The organism is Streptomyces sp. NPDC091281 (assembly GCF_044757425.1).
In the GTDB taxonomy this organism is placed as follows: Bacteria; Actinomycetota; Actinomycetes; order Streptomycetales; family Streptomycetaceae; genus Streptomyces.
This window is the reverse complement of record NZ_JBIVUY010000001.1, coordinates 704,091-723,547: the sequence shown is the minus strand read 5'-3', so window position 1 is coordinate 723,547 and position 19,457 is coordinate 704,091. Positions and strand designations below refer to the sequence as shown.

Genomic DNA, 19,457 nt, shown 5'->3' with positions numbered 1-19,457 from the left:
GCACCGTCGAGGTACACGGAGCCGAGCCGCGGGGCCGCCCCGCGCTGCCCGGCTCCCTTTCAGGGAGAGGCCCCCACCGCTCATGAACGTCCACCGCAGCGCCGCGGTCCCGTCCGCCACCGCAGTGATCGGTGCCGTCGCCCTCACCACCGTCACGGCCCTCACCGCCGTCACGGCCCTCACCGGCCTCGCCTCCCCCGCCGCAGCCGCGCCCACCCCCACCCCCACGCCGTCGGTCGCGCTGCCCTCCGGCCTCTACGGCACCGCCGACCCGACCTACGACGGTGTCTGGCGGCAGTCGCTCGCGCTGCTCGCGCAGGACACCGTGGGCGTCGTCCCGGCGGCGAAGGCCGTCGACTGGCTCACCGGCCAGCAGTGCGCCGACGGCTCCTTCGGGGCGTTCCGCGCCGACCCGGCGGCGCCCTGCGACCCGAAGCTGATGGTCGACAGCAACAGCACGGCCGCCGCCGTCCAGGCCCTGGCCGCCCTCGGCGGGCAGGACGCCGTCGCCGACAAGGCCGTGACCTGGCTGAAGTCCGTGCAGAACGCCGACGGCGGCTGGGGCTACTCCCCCGGCACCCCCAGCGACACCAACTCCACCGCCCTCGTGATCGGCGCGCTGGCGGCGGCCGGCGAGAAGCCCGCCGACGTCACCAGGAGCGCCGAGGCGGGCAAGCCCGGCAAGTCTCCGTACGACGCGCTCCTCACCCTGGCCACCCCCTGCGCCGACGGCGGCGCCTTCGCCTACCAGCCCGACAAGAAGGGCAAGCTCACCGCGAACGCCGACGCCACCGCCGCGGGTGTGGTCGGCGCGCTCGGCGCGGGCCTCGCCCCGAAGCCGGGTGAGAACGCCTCGGCGCCGGTCTGCACCGACTCCGGCCCCGCCACCCCCGAGCAGGCCGCCGTCAACGGCGCCGCCTACCTCGCGAAGGCCGTCGCGAAGGACGGCCACCTGACGTCGGTCCTGCCGGGCAGCGAGAACCAGCCGGACTACGGCAACACCGCCGACGCCGTCGTCGCGCTCGCCGCACAGGGCGGCCCCGAGCAGGCCGCGAAGCCGCTGGCCTGGCTGGAGAAGAACGCGGGCGGCTGGGCGGACCAGGGCGGCCCGGCCGCGTACGCGCAGCTCGTGTTCGCCGCCCACGCCACCGGCACCGACCCGCGCGCCTTCGGCGGCCTCGACCTCGTCACGTCCCTCAACGCCACCGGCCCGGCCCCGCGGAGCACCGGCGGCACGGACCAGGCCGACGGGAGCGGGAGCGCGAAGGGCGAGCAGGGCGACACGAAGGGGGACGAGAAGAAGGACGACGGCGATGACGGCGGCTTCGGCGTCTGGTGGACCGTCGGCGTCTTCCTCGTCGCGGGCATCGGCATCGGCTTCCTGATCAGCGGCCGCCGGAAGCAGCAGTGACCGGAGCAGCGGCGACCGGAGGAGCAAAGACCGGAGCAGCGGCGACCTCCCGTCCGGCCACGTCCCCGCCCACCCCCCGAGTCCTCGCCCACCGTCACCTCGCCCCCCGCGTCCTCGCCGTCCTCCTCCCCCTCCTCCTCGCGCTGGTGGCCGCGACGGTCCCCGCGCAGGCCACCGGCTACCGCTACTGGTCGTTCTGGGACCGGGACGGCGACCGCTGGGTGTACGCGACCGAGGGGCCGTCGACCGCGCGCCCCTCGGACGGCGACGTGCAGGGCTTCCGGTTCGCGGTCAGCGAGGACTCGCGGGACGCGACCCGGCCGCGCGGGGCTGCGTCGTTCGAGGCGATCTGCGCGCGGACCCCGGCCCGCGACGGCGCGAAGCGGATCGCGCTGGTCATCGACTTCGGTACGGCCGCCGACGCGCCGTCGGGCGAGTCCCCGCCCGCCCCGCGGACCGCCTGCGCGCGGGTCGGCGAGGACGCGACGACGGCGGAGGCCCTCGCCGCCACCGCGAAGCCGTTGCGCTACGACAGCAGCGCCCTCCTCTGCGCGATCGCGGGCTACCCGAGGACGGGCTGCGGCGAACAGGTCGCCACCACGGGAGGCACCACGGGCGGAACCGGCGACGGTACGACGGACACGGCCGCACCCCCGGCGGCGACCGGCAGGCCGACCGGCGACGCGAGCGGCAAGAGCGGCACCGCCGAGAACGGCACCGGCCCCGCCCTCGGCCTCTACGCCGCGGGCGCCCTCATCGCCGCCCTCGCGGCAGCCGCCGTCTGGCAGGCCCGGCGGCGGCGCGACCGTGGGTGAGAGCCGCCCCGCCGGAGACGGCCCCGCCCGGAACCCGGCCCCCCGCGACGCCACCGTCCCCGCACCGGCCGCCCCCTCCCTCCACCCCGGCGCCTGGTGGCTGTGGGCGCTCGGTCTCGGCACCGCCGCCACCCGCACCACCAACCCCCTCCTCCTGGCGCTGCTGCTCACCACGTCCGCGTACGTCGTCCTGACCTGCCGCCCCAACACGCCCTGGTCGCGCTCCTATTCGGCGTTCTTCAAGCTGGCCCTGGCCGTCCTCCTGATCCGCCTGTTCTTCGTGGTCGCCCTGGGCTCCCCGATCCCCGGCACGCACGTGATCGTCACGCTGCCCGAAGTGCCGTTGCCGGACTGGGCGCAGGGCATCCGGCTGGGCGGGCGGGTCACGGCGGAGGGGGTGCTGTTCGCGCTGTACGACGGGCTGCGCCTGGCGACCCTGCTGGTCTGTGTCGGCGCGGCGAACGCCCTGGCGAGCCCGTCGCGGCTGCTCAAGTCGCTGCCCGGCGCGCTCTACGAGGCCGGGGTCGCCGTCGTCGTGGCGCTGACGTTCGCGCCGCGTCTCATCGCGGACGTCCAACGCCTGCGCGCCGCACGCCGGTTGCGGGGCCGACCGGACCGGGGCCTGCGCGGGCTGCTCCAGGTGGCGCTGCCGGTCCTGGAGGGCGCCCTCGAACGCTCGGTCGCGCTCGCGGCGGCGATGGACGCGCGGGGGTACGGCCGTACCGCGGACGTGCCCGCCCCGGTGCGCCGGACGACGGCCGTGCTCACGCTGGGCGGGCTGCTCGGGGTGTGCGCGGGGACGTACGGGCTGCTGACGGCGGCGGGCGGGACGTACGGGCTGCCGGTGCTGGTCGCCGGGGTGGTCGCGGCGCTCGCCGGGCTGCGGCTCGGGGGCCGCCGTTCGCCGCGCACCCGGTACCGCCCCGACCGCTGGACGGCCCGTGCCTGCCTGGTCGCCGGGTCCGGGGTCGCGGTCGCCGCGCTGATGATCGCGGCCGGGTCGGCGGAGGCGGAGGCGCTGCACCCCGGAGTGGTGCCGCTGGTGGCCCCGACCCTGCCGCTGTGGCCCGCCGCGGCCGTCCTCCTCGGCCTGCTCCCCGCGTTCCTGCCCCGGGAGCGGTGACCGTGTCCCCCACCTCACCGGCCCCCGCCCCCGCCTTGGCCGCCCCGGCCTTCCTCGAAGGAGCCGTGTCGTCGTGATCCGTTTCGAGAACGTCTCCGTGACCTACGACGGCTGCCCCGAACCCGCCCTGCGGGACGCCGACTTCGAGATCCCGGAGGGCGAACTGGTGCTGCTCGCCGGGCCGTCGGGGGTCGGCAAGTCGACGCTGCTCGGTACGGTCGGCGGTCTGGTCCCGCACTTCACGGGCGGCACCCTGCGCGGCCGGGTCACGGTCGCGGGCCGTGACACCCGTACCCACAAGCCGCGTGAACTCGCCGACGTGGTGGGCACGGTGGGCCAGGACCCGCTGGCGCACTTCGTGACGGACACCGTGGAGGAGGAACTCGCCTACGGCATGGAGTCGTTGGGGCTCGCCCCGGCGGTGATGCGGCGGCGGGTGGAGGAGACCCTCGACCTGCTGGGCCTCGCCGGTCTGCGGGCCCGGCCGATCTCGACGCTCTCCGGGGGCCAGCGGCAGCGGGTGGCGATCGGCTCGGTCCTCACCCCGCACCCGCGGGTGCTGGTCCTGGACGAGCCGACCTCGGCGCTGGACCCGGCCGCCGCCGAGGAGGTCCTCGCGGTGCTGCTGCGGCTGGTCCACGACCTGGGTACGACGGTGCTGCTCGCGGAGCACCGGCTGGAACGGGTCCTCCAGTACGCCGACCGGGTCGCCCTGCTGCCCGCGCCGGGCGCGGCCCCGGTCCTGGGCACGCCCGCCGAGGTGATGGCCGTCTCCCCAGTGTTCCCGCCGGTCGTCGCCCTCGGCCGCCTCGCGGGTTGGACTCCGCTGCCGCTGACGGTCCGTGACGCCCGCCGCCGTGCCCAGCCGCTCCGCGACCGTCTCGCCGACCGCACCCCGCCCCCCGACCCGGGCCCGGGCCCGGCGGCGGCCCCCTCGCCGACGACCGCCACCCCGGCACCCACCCCGGCACCCGCCTCCGCCGCCCGCCGCTGGGGCCGGAAGCAGCCCGCCGCCCCCGCCCCCACCGGCCCCGCACTCCCCGCCGAGATCCGCGCCCTCTCCGTCCGCCGGGACGGCGTCCAGGCGCTCCGCCGGGTCGACCTCACCGTCTCCCCCGGCGAGACAGTCGCCCTGATGGGCCGCAACGGGGCGGGGAAGTCGACGTTGCTGAGCACGCTGGTGGGGCTGGTGGAGCCGTCGTCGGGGGCGGTCCGGGCGGGCGGCGCGGTCCCGCACCGTACGGCGCCGCGTGACCTGGTCCGCCGGGTGGGCCTGGTCCCGCAGGAGCCGCGGGACCTGCTGTACGCGGAGACGGTGGCCGCCGAGTGCGTGGCCGCCGACCGGGACGCGCACGCGGCGCCGGGCACCTGCCGGGCGCTGGTGTCCGAGCTGCTGCCGGGCGTCCCGGACGGCACGCATCCGCGGGACCTGTCGGAGGGGCAGCGGCTGAGCCTGGCGCTGGCGGTGGTGCTGGCGGCCCGGCCGCCGCTGCTGCTGCTCGACGAGCCGACGCGCGGTCTGGACTACGCGGCGAAGGCCCGCCTGGTGACCCTGCTGCGCGGGCTGGCCGCGGCCGGGCACGCGATCGTGCTGGCCACGCACGATGTGGAGCTGGCGGCGGAGCTGGCGCACCGGGTGGTGCTGCTGGCGGAGGGCGAGGTGATCGCGGACGGCCCGACGGCCGAGGTGGTGGTGTCCTCGCCGTCCTTCGCGCCGCAGGTCACGAAGATCCTCGCGCCGCAGGAGTGGCTGACCGTGCCGCAGGTCCGGGAGGCCCTGCGGTGACCGGCCGCCCGGAGGCCACGCGCGCCCGCGTCCCCGACCGTCAGGCCCGTGCGATCCGCCTGGGCCCGCGTTCCGTCGCCGCGCTCGTCCTGGTGAGCGCGGTGGGGGTGGTGGCGTTCGGGTGGCCGTTCCTGGCGCCGCCCGCGTCGGCGGTGAACGCGCACGCGCAGGACGCGCCGTGGCTCTTCGCGGGGCTGCTGGTGCTGCTGGTCGCGGTGGTCGCGGCGGCGGTGTCGGAGTCGGGGCTCGGCGCGAAGGCGGTGGCGATGCTGGGTGTGCTGGCGGCGACCGGGGCGGCGCTGCGGCCGGTGGGGGCGGGGACGGCGGGCATCGAGCCGATGTTCTTCCTGATGGTGCTGAGCGGGCGGGTGCTGGGGCCGGGGTTCGGGTTCGTGCTGGGCGCGGTGACGATGTTCGCGTCGGCGCTGCTGACGGGCGGGGTGGGGCCGTGGATGCCGTTCCAGATGCTGTCGATGGGCTGGTTCACGATGGGCGCGGGCCTGCTGCCGGGCGGGGACCGGCTGCGGGGGCGGGCTGAGCCGGCGTTGCTGGCGGCGTACGGGTTCGTGGCGGCGTTCGCGTACGGGACGGCGATGAACATGGCGGGCTGGCCGTTCCTGGGCCGGCTGGCGTCGCGGATCGCGTTCGATCCAGGTGCGGCGGTGCCGGAGAACCTGGCGCGGTTCGTGGCGTACTGCGCGGCGACCTCGCTGGGCTGGGACCTGGGCCGGGCCCTGGTCACGGTGGCCCTGACGCTCACGCTGGGCCCGGCCGTGCTGCGCGCCCTGCGCAGGGCGACGCGGCGGGCGGCGTTCGAGACGCCGGTCACCTTCGAGGACGGCTGACCGGCCTCGCGGCCCCGTCTCCCGGTGAAGCACCCCACATGACGCAGCTCACCTACTACCCGCCTTAGTCCGACATAACGGACGCCATGCCCACGCCAAAACATGCCTTGACCTGCACATTGAGACCCACGCCACACGCACCCGCTGCCCCCCACATGCGGCCACAACTAGTAAAAGGGGTCATTGCGGACGCCCCTCGGGCCTGTTTCTCTGGACGACGTCGCACGGCGCCGACCCGCTTCCGGGCCCGGCCGAAAGGCCCCCGGACGCCCGGCGCCGATCGCATGAGGCCCCCGCCGCTCACCACGCGGTACGGCCACGCACCGCGTGCAGCCGCATGCGCCGCGACGCACCTGTCCCCGAAGAAAAAGGTTCTCCGTGTCCGTCGCCCTCCTCCGCCGTGTCGCTTCCCCGAAGAAGGCCCTCACCGCCGCCGCCCTGGCCGCCGCGACCGCCGGTATGGCGCTGTCCGCCGCGCCCGCCCAGGCCGCGACCGTGTCCTCGGCCTCGCAGGCCAAGGCGATCGCGCACAAGATGATCCCGAACGACGCGCAGTTCAACGCGTTCAGCAAGATCGTCGAGCACGAGAGCGGCTGGGACGTGAACGCCACGAACTCCTCGTCCGGCGCGTACGGCCTGGTCCAGGCCCTGCCCGGCAACAAGATGGCCTCGGCCGGCTCCGACTGGAAGACCAGCGCCGCCACCCAGATCGAGTGGGGCCTGAAGTACATGAACGAGCGCTACGGCAGCCCCACCGCCGCCTGGTCCTTCTGGCAGGCGAACGGCTGGTACTGATCCCCCTCCGGGACCAGCCCCCGCTCCACCCCGCGAAGGCGGCGACCCACCCCCCTGGGCCGCCGCCTTCGCGGCGTCCGCGCACCCCCCGTGATCCACTGACCCGGTGACCGCCCCACCACCCCCGGACACCGCCCCCGCCCCCGACCCCGACCCGGAGGAACGGGGCCTGCGCCTCGTCCCCGCCCTCCTCCTGCTCACCGTCCTCAGCGGCATGATCGACGCGGTCAGCTTCCTGGGCGCCGGGCACGTCTTCACGGCGAACATGACGGGCAACGTCGTGATCCTGGGCTTCGCGACGGCCGGCGCCCCCGGCTTCTCCGTACCGCACTCCGCGACCTCCCTGGCCTGCTTCGTCGCGGGCGCGGTGGCGGGCGGCCGGGTGGTACGCCACTGGGGCAGCCGCTCAAGACGACGCCTGGCGCGCGTCTCCCTGGCCGCACAGGCCGCGCTCCTGGCCCCCGCCTGCGCGCTGGCGTTCGCCCTCCCCGAGGACGCCCCGGCAACCGTCTACACGGTGATCACCCTGACCGCCCTCGCCATGGGCCTGCGCAACGCGGCCGTCCGCAGACTGAACGTCCCCTCCTTCACCACGACCACCGTCGTGACCATGACCCTGACCGGCCTGGCCTCCGACTCCCCCGCCGCCGGAGGCACGGGCAAGGGCGCGGTACGCCGCCGAGGCGCGGTGGCCGCCATGTTCACCGGCGCCACCCTGGGCGCCTGGCTCACCACCACCCACGGCCCGGCCATCCCCCTCCTCCTCGCCACAACGGTGACGGCGGCCCTGGCGTGCACGGTGTCGGGGCGGGATTAGCGGGACCGGACAACGGCAGAGGCGCGCCCCCGCGAACCGGGGACGCGCCTCCTTGGGGTTACCGCCGGAGCCTCAGCTGACCGTGCAGGTCAGTGTCGGCAGGGGGGTCGGGACGGAGCCCGTGGCGGTGAAGTCGAACTTCTTCGTGGCGTTGGCGGAGATCGCCGCGTTCCAGGACTCGTTGGCCGCGGTGACGGCCTTGCCGCTGGTGGTGACCTTGGCGTCCCAGAAGCCGGTGATCTTCTGGGTGCCGGGCCAGGTCCAGGAGACCTTCCAGCCGCGGGTGGCGCTGGTGCCCGTGTTCTTCACGCTGACCTGGGCGTCGAACGCGCCGCTCCAGGAGTCGGTGACGACCAGCGTCGCGGTGCACCCGTTGGAGCCTCCGCCGCCGCTCTGGGTGGCCTGGCTGACGGTGTTGGAGGCGCCGGAGGTGTTCCCGGCCGCGTCCTTCGCCTTCACCTGGTACTGGTACGTCGTCCCGGCCGTGAGCCCGGCGTCGGTGTACGTCGTGCCGGTGGCCGAGCCGACCTTGGCGCCGTTGCGGAACACGTCGTAGCCGGTGACCGCGACGTTGTCCGTGGAGCGGGTCCAGGACAGGGTGACGCTGTTGCTGGTCGCGCCCGTGGCGGAGAGCCCGGACGGCGCGGTCGGGGCGCTGGTGTCGGCCGGGGGCGAGGTCGGCGTCGACGGCTTCGGGTTCGGGGTGGAGCCGCCGGGGCAGGTCTTGCGGGTGCCGCCCACGGTGACGTTCTCGTCGCGCTGCACGATGCTGAACTTGCCCGCGAAGCCGTCGCAGGCCCGCTTCATGCCCTCGTTGGTGTACTCGACGTTGACGATGCGGCTGCCGAACACCGCGTAGTAGTCGGGGCATTCGGGCTGACCGCCCGTCTCCCAGATCTGGCCGCACTCCTCGACGACGGCGAAGTCGATGCCGAGGCCCGCGGCGTCACCGGCGAGTTCGAGGGTGTTCTTCTGCGCGATCGCCAGGTTCTTGGAGTGCGCGTAGTCGACCAGCAGCTTCATGAAGGCCTTGGACTGATCGGTGTCGATCATGTCCTTCGAGCGCAGGTAGTGGTCGTAGTTGTCGGGCTCGAGTGCGTCGAAGCCCTTGGACGCGCACTGGTCGATCCACGGCTTGATCTTGTTGAGGATCGCCGTCCGCTTCTCCGGGGTGCGGATGTCGAGCATGTACTCGTCCTTCCACTTCGGGTCCTCGACGATCTTGCCGTTCGAGTCCCGGAGCACCAGCTCGGCGGGCCAGTCGGCCAGGTCCTCGGGCTGGGTCTGGAAGGCGTTGATGTAGCAGATGTTGTAGAGGCCCGCGGCGGGCTGCGCCGTGTAGTCACGGCTGACGATCTTGACGTCGGAGGCCGGGGTGTACGGACCGCCGATCTGGTAGTCCCAGGCCGCTGCCGTGGGCGGGAGGGTGATGGAGGCCGCCGCGTCGGCGGACTGGAGGAGGAGCGGGGATGCCGCCGCGCCGGCCACGACCATGGCCAGGGCGATACATCTGTTGCGGAACTTGGTGGAACGGTGGCGCATAGGAGAACTCCGCGAGCTGGGGGTGCGTCCCCGCCTTGGATCACCCGAGGGGGTGTCCTGGCGACTCGGGCCGGACTTGGACGGGGACTGTCCGCTACCGGCTGGGCGCACCTCTCCGCTCAGGGGGAGGAGGACACCCCCTGGCGTGATGCTGTAGTGAAGCGGCTTGATTGTGCCGTGTCAATCTCGTCGGTTACTCCTGTCAGTCCGGCTCGGGCGACCTGTCGCGTGCCGGTGAACGCGGTGTTTCCGGGACTTCGACGGGGTATGTTCCGCCGCGCGCGTCCGCGTCACGGGCGCGCGGACAGCGGGGGAAGACGAGGGAAGGCGGGGGGGAAGACCGTGGAAGCGTTCGTGGTGCTGGGCGTGTTGGCGGTGGCCGGATTCGTGTGGGTGCTGCGGCGGGAGGTCCGTTCGGCGCGGGCCGCGATCGGGCTGGAGCGGGCGTTGCGGACGCTCGCGGAACGGCCGGGGTGGGAGCGGGAGGACCGGGAGCGTCGGGTAGGCGGTGAGGTGATGCTGCACTTCCCGTGGCTGGGGGCCGACCGGGGCACGGCGGTGCGCGGCCGGGTCGGTGAGCACCGGGTCACGCTGGTGAAGCTGTCGGTGGTCGGCACCCGCAAGGGGCTGCACTGGCTGGCCGTGTTCTTCGAGGTGCCGGGCACGCTGCCCTCGCTGCGGCTGGAACGGCCGTGGTCGGCGGAGCGGCTGGGGCTGCGGCTGCCGCCCGGCCAGGGCTATCTGGCGATGGGCGCGGACGCGGAGGCGCTGGGCGCGCGCCTGGTGGGGACCCCGCTGCCGGGGCGGCTGGCCGCGCTCGACGCCCCGGCGGTGTCCGTGTACGGCGGAGGCGGCGACGGCGCGGAGGGCGCCGACGGCGAGGTGTGTTTCCTCTTCCACCCCGTGCCGCGCGGCGACGACCTGGCCGACCGCCTGACGGCCCTCGCGGAACTGCTGCAACCGCTCACGCTCCTTGCGCGTTCCTCTGAGGAACGGCAGGAACGGCAGGAACGGCAGGAACAGCGGGAACGGCAGGAGCAGCCGACGCGGCCGGAGCGGGAGGACTGATCCGGGGAGACGGCGCCGCTCGCGGGGCGGGGCAGGGCAGGGCGGGGGCTGACCCGGTCGGCCTACGGCGGGCGTGCGGGCGGGACCCGTGCGGTACGGGTACACGCGGTGCGCCGGGCCCCCGGTGCCGCCCGCCCGCGTGAACGGAGACCCCCGCCATGGCCGCCCCCGCCCCCGCCCCGGCTCCCCAGGTAGGCGACCACGTCGTCTTCGACGACACCGAGCAGAGCGACCTGCTGCGGCTGACCGCGCCCGTGCATCCCACTTCCGGCACGGTCACCCGTGTCGACGTCGAGGACGGCGCGGCCCGCTACACGATCCAGCGGGCGGACGGCTCGACGACCACCGTCACCGGCGGCGCCCTCCTGACCCCGCAGCACTGACCCGCGCCCGCCACCGGCTCGGTTCATCCCCCGGCGCTGACCCGCAGTTCCTTGACGCCGTTGATCCACGCGGACCGCAGCCGCCGGGGGTCGCCGACCAGCCGCAGGCCGGGCAGGGTGTCGGCGAGGGCGGTGAAGATGAGGTCGATCTCCAGGACGGCGAGGGACTTGCCGAGGCAGTAGTGGGGTCCGCCGCCACCGAATCCGAGGTGGGGGTTGGGGTCGCGGGTGATGTCGAAGGCGTCGGGCCGGTCGAACACCTCGGGGTCGTGGTTGGCGGAGGCGTAGAACAGGCCGACCCGGTCTCCCTTGCGGAGGGTCTTCCCGCCGAGTTCCGTGTCCTGGGTGGCGGTCCGCTGGAAGGCGAAGACGGGGGTGGCCCAGCGCACGATCTCCTCGGCGGCCGTCGCGGGCCGTTCCCGCCGGAACAGGTCCCACTGCTCGGGGTGGGTGAGGAAGGCGTGCATGCCGTGGGTGATCGCGTTGCGGGTGGTCTCGTTCCCGGCGACGGCCAGCATCAGCACGAAGAACCCGAACTCGTCGGAGCTGAGGTTGCCCTCGTGTTCGGCGGCGACCAGCGTGGACACGATGTCCTGGGCGGGGCAGCGCTTGCGTTCGGCGGCCATCCCCATGGCGTACGCGATGATCTCGGCGGCCGACTCGGCGCCCACCTCCTCGGTGACGGCGTACTCCGGGTCGTCGTAGGAGATCATCCGGTTGGACCAGTCGAAGATCCTGGTCCGGTCCTCCTGCGGGATGCCGATGAGTTCGGCGATCGCCTGGAGCGGGAGTTCGCAGGCGACGGAGGTGACGAAGTCGAACGACCCGTCGTGGGCGGCGGCTTCCGCGACGATCGCCGTGGCCCGCGCCCGCAGCCGTTCCTCCAGCGCCCGGATCGACCGGGGGGTGAAGCCGCGCTGCACGATCTGCCGGACGCGGGTGTGTTCGGGCGGGTCCATGTTCAGCAGGATCAGCCGCTGCGCGTCGATGACGTCGCGTTCGATGCGCTCGTTGAAGCGGATGATCGCCGTGTTGAGGGTGGAGGAGAACAACTCGGGGTGCGTGGAGACGTACTTGACGTCCGCGTGCCGGGTGACCGCCCAGTAGCCGTCGTCGCCGAACCCGGCGACGTTGCCCGACTGCGGTATCCAGCGGACCGGTTCGGCGGGCCGCAGCGCGGCGAACTCCGCGAGCGGCACACGGTGGTGGAGGAGGTCCGGGTCGGTGAAGTCGAACCCGTCGGGAAGCGCCGGACAGGGCATGGGCAGCTCCAGCCAGAGGGACGCTCTTCCTGACGGCTTTCTGACGAGCCATCAGAAATAGGGTGCGGTGAAGGTAGTTGAGTGACCCCGAGGCTGCAAGACCCTTGCGGTGACCCACATCACGTCAGCAGACTGCACCACAGAACTAGTACGTGTTCTAGTTCTGTGCGTCTGTTCGTGCCGGAGGAGAGCCGCCCCCCGAGAGGATTCGCCACCCATGGCCGCCGAACCCGTGATCGTGGAAGCCGTCCGTACCCCCATCGGCAAGCGCGGCGGTGCGCTCGCCCCTCTCCATCCCGCCTATCTGCTGGGGGAGACCTACCGCGAACTCCTGGGCCGTACCGGTATCCCCGCCGACGCCGTGGAGCAGATCGTCGGCGGCACGGTGACCCACGCGGGCGAGCAGTCGATGAACCCCGCCCGGACCGCCTGGCTCACCATGGGCCTGCCCTACGAGACGGCCGCGACCACCGTGGACTGCCAGTGCGGTTCCTCGCAGCAGGCCTCCCACATGACCGCCAACATGATCGCGGCGGGCGTCATCGACGTCGGGATCTCCTGCGGCGTCGAGGCCATGTCGCGGGTCCCGCTGGGGTCCGGCTCGAAGCACGGTCCGGGCAAGCCGTTCCCCGACGAGTGGAACGTCGACCTCCCGAACCAGTTCCAGGCCGCCGAACGCATCGCCCGGCACCGCGGTCTCACCCGCGCCGACGTCGACCGTCTCGGCCTGCTCTCGCAGCAGCGCGCGGCCGTCGCCTGGTCCGAAGAACGCTTCAAGCGCGAGACGTTCGCCGTGCAGGTCCCCACCACCGAGGAGGAGCAGGCCGCCGGGCAGGGCATGTGGCGTCTCGTCGACAAGGACGAGGGGCTGCGCGACACGTCCGCCGAGGCCCTGGCCCGCCTCAAGCCGATCATGCCGACGGCCGTCCACACGGCGGGCAACTCGTCGCAGATCTCCGACGGCGCCTCGGCCCTCATGTGGGCGTCCAAGCGGATGGCCCGCGCGCTGCGGCTCAGGCCCCGCGCCCGGATCGTCGCGCAGGCCCTCGTCGGCGCCGACCCGCACTTCCATCTCGACGGTCCCATCGACGCCACCCACGCCGTCCTCGGCAAGGCGGGGATGAGCCTGCGCGACATCGACCTCGTCGAGATCAACGAGGCCTTCGCCTCCGTCGTCCTCAGCTGGGCCCAGGTCTTCGACCAGGACCTCGACAAGGTCAACGTCAACGGCGGCGCGATCGCCCTCGGCCACCCCGTCGGCGCGACGGGCGCCCGCCTCGTCATCACCGCGCTCCATGAACTGGAGCGCGCCGACAAGGAGTTCGCCCTGATCACGATGTGCGCCGGGGGCGGCCTCGCGACCGGCACGATCATCCAGCGGCTGTAGCCGCCCAGGTGACGAAGGTACCGAAGGCGGCGGGGGCGAGGGTCAGAGTCGGCCCCGCCGCGACCTTCGAGTCCCGCACGGCGACGGCGTCACAGGGGGTGGCGGCGATCTCGACGCACTGGCCGCCCTGATCGCCGCTGTACGTCGACTTGGTCCAGGTCAAGGTGCCGAGGGGGGCGCACTCGATGCAGTCGCCGCCCTGGTCACTGCTGTAGCTGGACTTACGCCACTTGCTGTTCAACTCGGCCCTCCATCACTCGCGGGGAAGGTCATCAGGCTTGTGCCAGCCCAGTTGACAAACGCACTGAAAACGGCGGGAGCGAGAGCCAGTCTCGCCCCCGCCGGAACCTTTGAGTCACGGACCGCGACAGCGTCACAGGGAGTGCCCGCGACCTCGACGCACTCGCCGCCCTGGTCGCTGCTGTACGAGGACTTCGTCCAGGTCAGGATGCCGAGCGGAGCACACTCGACACAATCACCGCCCTGGTCACCGCTGTAGCTCGACTTGCGCCACCTGCTGTCCATCACGATCCCTCCACTACTCGATGAGGCAGTCAGCAGGCGGTCGTAGCCGCCCAGTTGACGAACGTGCCGAAGGCGGCGGGGGCGAGGGTCAGGGTCGGCCCCGCCGCGACCTTCGAGTCCCGCACGGCGACGGCGTCACAGGGGGTGCCCGCAACCTCGATGCACTGGCCGCCCTGGTCGCTGCTGTACGTCGACTTGGTCCAGATGAGGGCGCCCAAGGGAGCGCACTCGACACACTGGCCGCCCTGGTCGCTGCTGTAACTCGACTTACGCCACTTGCTTTCCATAGCGGTCCTCCATGACGTGCCGGATCAATGCCGCCGAGTCCCTGATAGATAGGGCGGCGGCCCGAAGGTGATCATATCGGAGCGAACAGTCCTTTACAGCCGCTGGATTGACTGTCGGGTACCCGCTTCCGTAACTCTCGGTATAGATAATTGTCGGGTCACTGGTGAAGCTGTAGAGGTCGAATGAGCCGGTGAGCCCCGCGTGCGGCCCGGCCTCATAGGGAAGCACCTGGATGTTGATTCGGGGGTTCTCCTTAAAGGTCAGCAGGTGAGCAAGCTGGCCTCGCATGGTCTCCCGACCGCCAATGTCCAATCGCAGTGCACACTCACTGAGCACCGCCCAGAAAATCGGTGGCTCATCCTTTTCAAGCACACGTTGACGTGCGAGCCGAGCTGCGGTCCGCTCGTCCAGGTCCGTCCGGTCGATCGCGCCGAGCACCTCGCGTGCGTAGGTCGGTGTTTGAAGAAGACCAAGCACCATGTGCGTCTGGAATGAGCGAATCTCGATGGCTCGCGCTTCCAGTTCTGCCACCTGCTGGAACCAGGCGGGAAGCTGGCTGCGCATCACCAGCGTGAGGAGCCGCGTAAACAGCCCGTCCGTGCCCAACGCCGCGTCCACCCGCTCGCTGAACTCCTGGGTCGGGACCTTCTTGGCCGTCTCGATCTGGCCGACCAGTGACCCCGTGTAACTCAGCACCTCCCCGAACTGCCGGAGACTGAGTCCCGCGGCTTCCCGCAGGCGACGCAGCTCGTAGCCGTAGTAGTTCAGGGGCGAGGCCCCGGGGTCGAGGACGCTGATGTTGGTCATGGCGTGGGGGCCCCTCTCGGCGGAACGCGACGCAGTCGGGTCGTCGCCCAGAGTAGCGACACCGCACCGCGCGCGTCCGGCGAACGGACGTATTTCCCCTGGTCGTTGACGCGTCAACCGGCCGCGCCGTACTCGCGGGCGCGCGAGGTGAACCGGGGGCCGCCCTCGCCCGTAGTCGGCCTCGAAGGACCACCCCCACACCAAGGAAGCACGTTGTTTTCAGACGCTGTTCCCCGAGGTGGGGACGGGTCACGCTCGTACCGTGAACGGATACTTCCCCTCGGTGCTGGCGGGCCCCGTCCCCCCGCAGTACCGCGTGACGCTGATGGCGGGCGAACACTCCGCGTACCACCTCCGCAGGATCGCCAGGTCCCTCCTGGAGGACTGGGGGTCGGCGGAACTGGTGGACGAGGTGCAACTCGCGGTGACCGAACTGGTCGCCAACGTCGTACGGCACGTGCCGGACCGCCGCTGCACCGTGCTGTTCCTGCGGCGGGCGACCGGCGTACGTGTCGAAGTCGCCGACGGCTATGGCGCGTTACGTCCGGCCCCGGCCGCGCGGGACCTGGAGTCGGAGGGCGGCCGGGGGCTGCTCCTGCTGGAGGCGGTCACCGACAAGTGGGGAGTGTCGGCGGCGCCCGGCGGCGGGAAGACGGTCTGGTTCGAGGTGAGCACGGCCGACTGAGACACCTGCGCGTTTAACGAACTCCCCGTCTTTGCCCATACTGTCGCCGGGGGCGTGTCCTTCCTCCCCCGGCCGCGGTTCAGCGACTCAGACAGGGAGTAATGGCCCCCATGCACGATCAGGACGGGATAGCGCCGGACAAGGACGGCGAGGCACTGGTCGCCGGCCGGTACCGCCTGCTGTCGAGGCTCGGCGAGGGCGGAATGGGCACCGTGTGGCGGGCCCGCGACGAGGTGCTGCACCGCGAGGTCGCCGTCAAGGAGGTCCGCGCCGCCGCCGCGCTCACCGAGGAACTGACCCAGCGGCTCTACTCCCGCATGGAGCGGGAGGCGTGGGCGGCGGCACGGATCAACGCGCGCGGCGTGGTGACCGTCTACGACGTGGCGACGCACGACGAACGCCCGTGGATCGTCATGGAACTCGTCAGCGGCGAGTCCCTCGCGGACCGCATCGGCGCGAAGGGCGCCCTGCCGCCCCGCGAGGTCGCGCGGATCGGCGCCGAGGTGCTGGCGGCGCTGCGCGCGGCCCACAACGCCGGGGTCCTGCACCGCGACGTGAAGCCCGCCAACGTGCTGCTCGCCGAGGACGGGCGGGTCGTCCTGACCGACTTCGGCATCGCCACCATCGAGGGCGACACCGCCCTCACCATGACGGGCGAGGTCATCGGCTCCCCCGAGTACCTCGCCCCCGAACGCGCCCTGGGCCGCGACCCCGGCCCCGCGTCCGATCTGTGGTCCCTGGGCGCGCTGCTCTACACCGCCGTACAGGGACGCTCGCCGTTCCGCCGTACGTCGGCGCTCGCCACCCTGCGGGCCGTGGTCGACGAGGAACTGCCCCCGGCGCACAAGGCGGGCCCCCTGACCGCCGTCATCGACGGCCTGATGACGAAGGACCCGGCGACCCGCACGACCGCCGAGGCCGCCGCCCGCGAGCTGGGCGCGGTCCTGTACGGCACGCCCGCCCCGGACACCGCGACCGTCACCACCGCCGTACCGGACACCGACGAGACCGCCACGGCGGCCCTCCCCGCCGGAGAGACGGCCACGGCGGGCGTGACCGCGGTGGACGGCGTGACCGCGGTGGAGGGCGTACCGGCCGGGCCGACGGGACCGGTCACCGGGCCGACGGCGACGGCGCAGGCACCCGCGGCACCGGCAGCACCGGCGGCGGCACCGACGGTCCCGACGCCGACCCCGACCCCGACCCCGACTGCGCAGAACCCCGTACCGGCGGCCGTACCCGCGCCTGTGCCCTCGGCCGTGCCGGAGCACGCGCCGCACACGCCCGCGCCGCACACGCCCGCGGCGTCCGCGCCCGCGTCCCGGGGCCGCCGTACCGGCCTGCTGATCGCGGCGGCCGTGACCGCGCTCGCGCTGATCGGCGGCGGCGTCGGCTACGCGCTCATGGGCGACGGTGGCGACGACGGCAAGGACGCGGGCGGCAAGGCGGGCGGCGGCAACCCGGTCTCGGTCACCGTGCGCGGCCAGGCCACGACGTACTCCGGGGCCTGCCCCGCGCCCCAGGGACAGGCGCCCTGGTTCACCGCGACGTTCACGGCCGCCCAGCAGCCCACGCAGATCTCCTACCGGTGGGTCTCGGCCAACGGCTCGGTCGTCGACAAGGAATGGCGCACCCTGAGCTTCCGCGCCGGCGACCCCAGCACCCACGAGGAGACGGTGCGGCTCACGACGTACGCCCAGGAAGGCACGCTGAGCAGCGCGATGGCCGTGGAGATCAAGGAACCCTTCGGCACGGTCTCCAACTCCGTGCCGTTCTCGGTCACCTGCGGCTCGGTGGGCTGACGCCCACCCGCCCCCGCCCTATCGTCCATACTTCAACCACCGCCTTTCGTAGGGTCTCGCAGAGGAGTCGCCGTGTTGTCGGTCATCGTGGGAAGGACCGGGCCCTTCGCCGGTCAGAGCGTGGTCCTGGGGGACGCTCCGCTCACCTTCGGACGCAAGAGCGACAACGACGTGATCATCGTCAGCGTCAGCGCCTCCCGGCTGCACGCCGAGATCGTCACCGAGGGCGAGACGTACGTCCTGCACGACCGCGGCAGCCGCAACGGCACGTACGTCAACGACGTACGCGTCACCCGGCACGAGCTGACGCCCGGCGACACCATCCGCATCGGCGACGAGACCTTCCTGTTCGAGACGCAGGAAGCCGTGGAGACGGTCATGGACCTCTCCCAGATGGACCTGCCCGGCGCGGGCGCCACCGCCGAACCCGGCATGCTGCGCGTCACCGTGTCCGGCGGCGGCCCCGTCGGACTCGCCTTCGCGCTGCTGCTGGAGAGCGCGCTGCCGGGGAAGGTCGCGATCACCGTCTACGAGGGCCGGTGGCGGCGCGACGGCGCGACGATGGTGTGGAAGGACGAGAACCAGGGCAACGTCCGCCGCCAGCAGGTCGTCACCGTGCAGAGCCGCCAGTACCTGGCGCTGACGGACGAGATGCAGGAGACCCTGTTCGGGCCCGGCCAGTACTCCGAGATGTGGCCCGTCGGCCCCGACTCGGTCGACGGCCGCCCGCCGCGCAACATCCGCATCGCCTACATCGAGGACCGGTTGCTGGCCCTCGCCAACGGCAAGTCCGCGATCCGGCTGGTGCCGAAGCGGTTCGACGCCGCCGAGGACCAGCACCTCATCTCGCAGGAGCACGTGTTCGTGATCTGCGAGGGCGGCCGGTCCCGCAGCCGCGAGCACTTCGCCGACCGGTTCGGCGCGGCCGACGCCTCGATCTACTCCCTCGACGGCGAGCACCTCCAGGACGTCGTCCTCGGCCTGCGCGTCAAGTCCCGGCTGCCCGACCCGATGAGCGTGCTGCTCACCGTCGCGCAGAACCGGTTCCTCCTCAACTCGCTGCGCGGTGAGGGCTTCCTCAACATGCGGCTGACACGCGAGGAGGCGAAGAACGTCGTCGGCATCGACCCCGTACGGCAGGTCTTCGAGGAGTGCATCGCGGCCCGGCCCTGCGTGATGAGCCGCCAGGAGGAGGACAACGAGTTCGTCTGCCCGACCCACGGCACGCTCTTCCTGCCCGCGCTGCTGCGGAGTTCACCCCTGTGGAAGCGCATCCGCGAAGGACTCAAGCTGTTCGGCGTCCCCGAGGACGACCTGACCGCCATCACCTCCTTCCGCCTCGACATGGTCCAGCGGCCCCGCTTCACCGCCCAGTTGACCCGCCCCACGGCCGTCACACCGGGCACGTACGGCTTCCTGCTCGGCGACGCCGCCAACGCCATCCACTTCTGGCCCGGCCGGGGCCTCAACAGCGGCCTCGGTTCAGCCATCTCGCTGGCCCGCTCCCTCAGCCGGGTCTGGCAGGGACGCCCGCTGCGCGACGCCGACTTCATCCGGCACGAGGCCGCCATGTCGATGCTCCAGTACCGGCACAAGAGCCGCGCCTGGAACGCCATGGTCACCACCGACGAACGCGGCGTCACCCGGGCCGTCAAGGACATCATCGACAGCAGCATGAGCGGCACCGGGGCGCCCGTGGACGCCGACTCCGCCGAGGTCGACCTGGAAGCCCTCCTCACCCGCATGTCCGCCATCCGCGACCGCCTCGCCACCCGCCTCCCCGGCATGCCCACCGACGACGCCCTCCGCGCACACCTCACCGGGTTGACACCCGCGACCCTCCGCACCCTCCAGGAGAGCGGCGCCTGGGACACCCTCATCGTCGGCGGCGAGGAAGCCGACATCGACATCTTCTACCAGCAGGACGCCCCGGTCTTCGTACCGACCGACCCACGGGTGGCGGGCGGCGTGGGAGTGCTCCCCGCACAGGGAGCGCCTTCCGGGACACCGGGGGCGGCGGGGGTGCTGGACCGGGCGTAGGGGGCTCACCCGACGCACGCGGCGCGCGGCCTCGGGCGTGAGCGTCCGGCTACGGGGCTGGGCGTGAGGGCCCCAG

At 72.8% G+C, this 19,457-nt stretch carries 19 protein-coding genes; 13 read left to right on the top strand and 6 right to left on the bottom strand.

The window, feature by feature from the left end; all coding sequences use genetic code 11:
• The first annotated feature begins 82 nt into the window (after positions 1–82).
• The 7 genes from ACIQPQ_RS03145 (at position 83) to ACIQPQ_RS03115 (ending at position 7,592) form a co-directional block, all read left to right on the top strand.
• Complete coding sequence (locus tag ACIQPQ_RS03145; RefSeq protein ID WP_401298980.1) at positions 83–1,411, top strand: prenyltransferase/squalene oxidase repeat-containing protein; 1,329 nt, start codon at positions 83–85, stop codon at positions 1,409–1,411.
• Positions 1,412–1,554: 143 nt separating this feature from the next.
• The gene (locus ACIQPQ_RS03140; protein WP_401299617.1) at positions 1,555–2,226 is read left to right on the top strand and encodes an SCO2322 family protein; all 672 of its coding nucleotides are present in this window, start codon (positions 1,555–1,557) and stop codon (positions 2,224–2,226) included.
• 100 nt (positions 2,227–2,326) lie between these two features.
• Positions 2,327–3,349, top strand: a complete 1,023-nt coding sequence (locus tag ACIQPQ_RS03135) for a CbiQ family ECF transporter T component (RefSeq protein ID WP_401299614.1) — start codon at positions 2,327–2,329, stop codon at positions 3,347–3,349.
• A 73-nt stretch (positions 3,350–3,422) separates the two neighbouring features.
• Positions 3,423–5,135, top strand: coding sequence for an ABC transporter ATP-binding protein (locus ACIQPQ_RS03130; RefSeq protein ID WP_401298978.1), 1,713 nt, complete (start codon positions 3,423–3,425; stop codon positions 5,133–5,135).
• Complete coding sequence (locus ACIQPQ_RS03125; protein WP_401298975.1) at positions 5,132–5,980, top strand: ECF transporter S component; 849 nt, start codon at positions 5,132–5,134, stop codon at positions 5,978–5,980. Before ACIQPQ_RS03130 ends, ACIQPQ_RS03125 begins: the two co-directional genes overlap by 4 nt.
• Before the next feature lie 378 nt (positions 5,981–6,358).
• Positions 6,359–6,775, top strand: coding sequence for a transglycosylase SLT domain-containing protein (locus ACIQPQ_RS03120; protein ID WP_401298972.1), 417 nt, complete (start codon positions 6,359–6,361; stop codon positions 6,773–6,775).
• A gap of 106 nt (positions 6,776–6,881) precedes the next feature.
• Entirely contained in the window at positions 6,882–7,592 is a 711-nt protein-coding gene (locus tag ACIQPQ_RS03115) for a YoaK family protein (protein ID WP_401298969.1), read from the top strand.
• 72 nt (positions 7,593–7,664) lie between these two features.
• Here the strand turns inward: ACIQPQ_RS03115 and ACIQPQ_RS03110 are convergent, their stop codons facing one another.
• Positions 7,665–9,134, bottom strand: coding sequence for an endo alpha-1,4 polygalactosaminidase (locus ACIQPQ_RS03110; protein WP_401298967.1), 1,470 nt, complete (start codon positions 9,132–9,134; stop codon positions 7,665–7,667).
• 342 nt (positions 9,135–9,476) lie between these two features.
• Here ACIQPQ_RS03110 and ACIQPQ_RS03105 point away from each other — a divergent pair, with 342 nt between their 5' ends.
• Complete coding sequence (locus tag ACIQPQ_RS03105) at positions 9,477–10,202, top strand: hypothetical protein (protein ID WP_401298964.1); 726 nt, start codon at positions 9,477–9,479, stop codon at positions 10,200–10,202.
• Between the two features lie 158 nt (positions 10,203–10,360).
• Positions 10,361–10,585: a hypothetical protein gene (locus tag ACIQPQ_RS03100; protein ID WP_401298961.1), complete on the top strand. Its 225-nt coding sequence runs from the start codon at positions 10,361–10,363 to the stop codon at positions 10,583–10,585.
• Positions 10,586–10,608: 23 nt separating this feature from the next.
• On the opposite strand, the gene ACIQPQ_RS03095 is transcribed toward ACIQPQ_RS03100, so the two are convergent.
• On the bottom strand, positions 10,609–11,847 hold the full coding sequence (locus ACIQPQ_RS03095) for a cytochrome P450 (protein ID WP_401298958.1): 1,239 nt from the start codon (positions 11,845–11,847) through the stop codon (positions 10,609–10,611).
• Positions 11,848–12,064: 217 nt separating this feature from the next.
• On the opposite strand from ACIQPQ_RS03095, the gene ACIQPQ_RS03090 reads away from it, so the two are divergent.
• Positions 12,065–13,234 carry a steroid 3-ketoacyl-CoA thiolase gene (locus ACIQPQ_RS03090; RefSeq protein ID WP_401298955.1) on the top strand — a complete coding sequence of 390 codons (1,170 nt, stop codon included), beginning with the start codon at positions 12,065–12,067 and terminating at the stop codon, positions 13,232–13,234.
• Here ACIQPQ_RS03090 and ACIQPQ_RS03085 read toward each other — a convergent pair.
• Genes ACIQPQ_RS03085 through ACIQPQ_RS03070 form a run of 4 tightly spaced genes read right to left on the bottom strand, consistent with a single transcriptional unit; the run spans position 13,218 to position 14,854 of the window.
• Positions 13,218–13,475, bottom strand: coding sequence for a DUF397 domain-containing protein (locus tag ACIQPQ_RS03085; protein ID WP_401298953.1), 258 nt, complete (start codon positions 13,473–13,475; stop codon positions 13,218–13,220). The two genes, ACIQPQ_RS03090 and ACIQPQ_RS03085, sit on opposite strands and share 17 nt — an antisense overlap.
• Positions 13,472–13,759: a DUF397 domain-containing protein gene (locus ACIQPQ_RS03080; protein WP_401299611.1), complete on the bottom strand. Its 288-nt coding sequence runs from the start codon at positions 13,757–13,759 to the stop codon at positions 13,472–13,474. Before ACIQPQ_RS03080 ends, ACIQPQ_RS03085 begins: the two co-directional genes overlap by 4 nt.
• 29 nt (positions 13,760–13,788) lie before the next feature.
• Positions 13,789–14,046 (bottom strand): DUF397 domain-containing protein, encoded by a 258-nt coding sequence (locus ACIQPQ_RS03075; protein WP_401298950.1) that lies wholly within the window; start codon positions 14,044–14,046, stop codon positions 13,789–13,791.
• Complete coding sequence (locus ACIQPQ_RS03070; RefSeq protein WP_401298947.1) at positions 14,027–14,854, bottom strand: helix-turn-helix domain-containing protein; 828 nt, start codon at positions 14,852–14,854, stop codon at positions 14,027–14,029. The genes ACIQPQ_RS03075 and ACIQPQ_RS03070 overlap by 20 nt, the downstream gene beginning before the upstream one ends.
• A 262-nt stretch (positions 14,855–15,116) precedes the next feature.
• On the opposite strand from ACIQPQ_RS03070, the gene ACIQPQ_RS03065 reads away from it, so the two are divergent.
• The 3 genes from ACIQPQ_RS03065 to ACIQPQ_RS03055 all read left to right on the top strand — a co-directional run bounded on the left by ACIQPQ_RS03065 (position 15,117) and on the right by ACIQPQ_RS03055 (position 19,381).
• A complete protein-coding gene (locus ACIQPQ_RS03065) occupies positions 15,117–15,539 on the top strand; it encodes an ATP-binding protein (protein WP_401298944.1) in 423 nt (140 codons plus the stop codon).
• Between the two features lie 110 nt (positions 15,540–15,649).
• Positions 15,650–17,341, top strand: a complete 1,692-nt coding sequence (locus tag ACIQPQ_RS03060; RefSeq protein ID WP_401298941.1) for a serine/threonine-protein kinase — start codon at positions 15,650–15,652, stop codon at positions 17,339–17,341.
• A gap of 72 nt (positions 17,342–17,413) precedes the next feature.
• Complete coding sequence (locus tag ACIQPQ_RS03055) at positions 17,414–19,381, top strand: FHA domain-containing protein (RefSeq protein WP_401298938.1); 1,968 nt, start codon at positions 17,414–17,416, stop codon at positions 19,379–19,381.
• Positions 19,382–19,457: the final 76 nt, after the last annotated feature.

Excerpts from the sequence above, each read along its gene's own strand:
- ACIQPQ_RS03145 (WP_401298980.1), top strand. The coding sequence starts at position 83 with ATGAACGTCCACCGCAGCGCCGCGGTCCCGTCCGCCACCGCAGTGATC.
- ACIQPQ_RS03110 (WP_401298967.1), bottom strand. The coding sequence starts at position 9,134 with ATGCGCCACCGTTCCACCAAGTTCCGCAACAGATGTATCGCCCTGGCC.
- ACIQPQ_RS03100 (WP_401298961.1), top strand. The coding sequence starts at position 10,361 with ATGGCCGCCCCCGCCCCCGCCCCGGCTCCCCAGGTAGGCGACCACGTC.
- ACIQPQ_RS03095 (WP_401298958.1), bottom strand. The coding sequence starts at position 11,847 with ATGCCCTGTCCGGCGCTTCCCGACGGGTTCGACTTCACCGACCCGGAC.
- ACIQPQ_RS03090 (WP_401298955.1), top strand. The coding sequence starts at position 12,065 with ATGGCCGCCGAACCCGTGATCGTGGAAGCCGTCCGTACCCCCATCGGC.
- ACIQPQ_RS03080 (WP_401299611.1), bottom strand. The coding sequence starts at position 13,759 with ATGGACAGCAGGTGGCGCAAGTCGAGCTACAGCGGTGACCAGGGCGGT.
- ACIQPQ_RS03075 (WP_401298950.1), bottom strand. The coding sequence starts at position 14,046 with ATGGAAAGCAAGTGGCGTAAGTCGAGTTACAGCAGCGACCAGGGCGGC.
- ACIQPQ_RS03070 (WP_401298947.1), bottom strand. The coding sequence starts at position 14,854 with ATGACCAACATCAGCGTCCTCGACCCCGGGGCCTCGCCCCTGAACTAC.
- ACIQPQ_RS03060 (WP_401298941.1), top strand. The coding sequence starts at position 15,650 with ATGCACGATCAGGACGGGATAGCGCCGGACAAGGACGGCGAGGCACTG.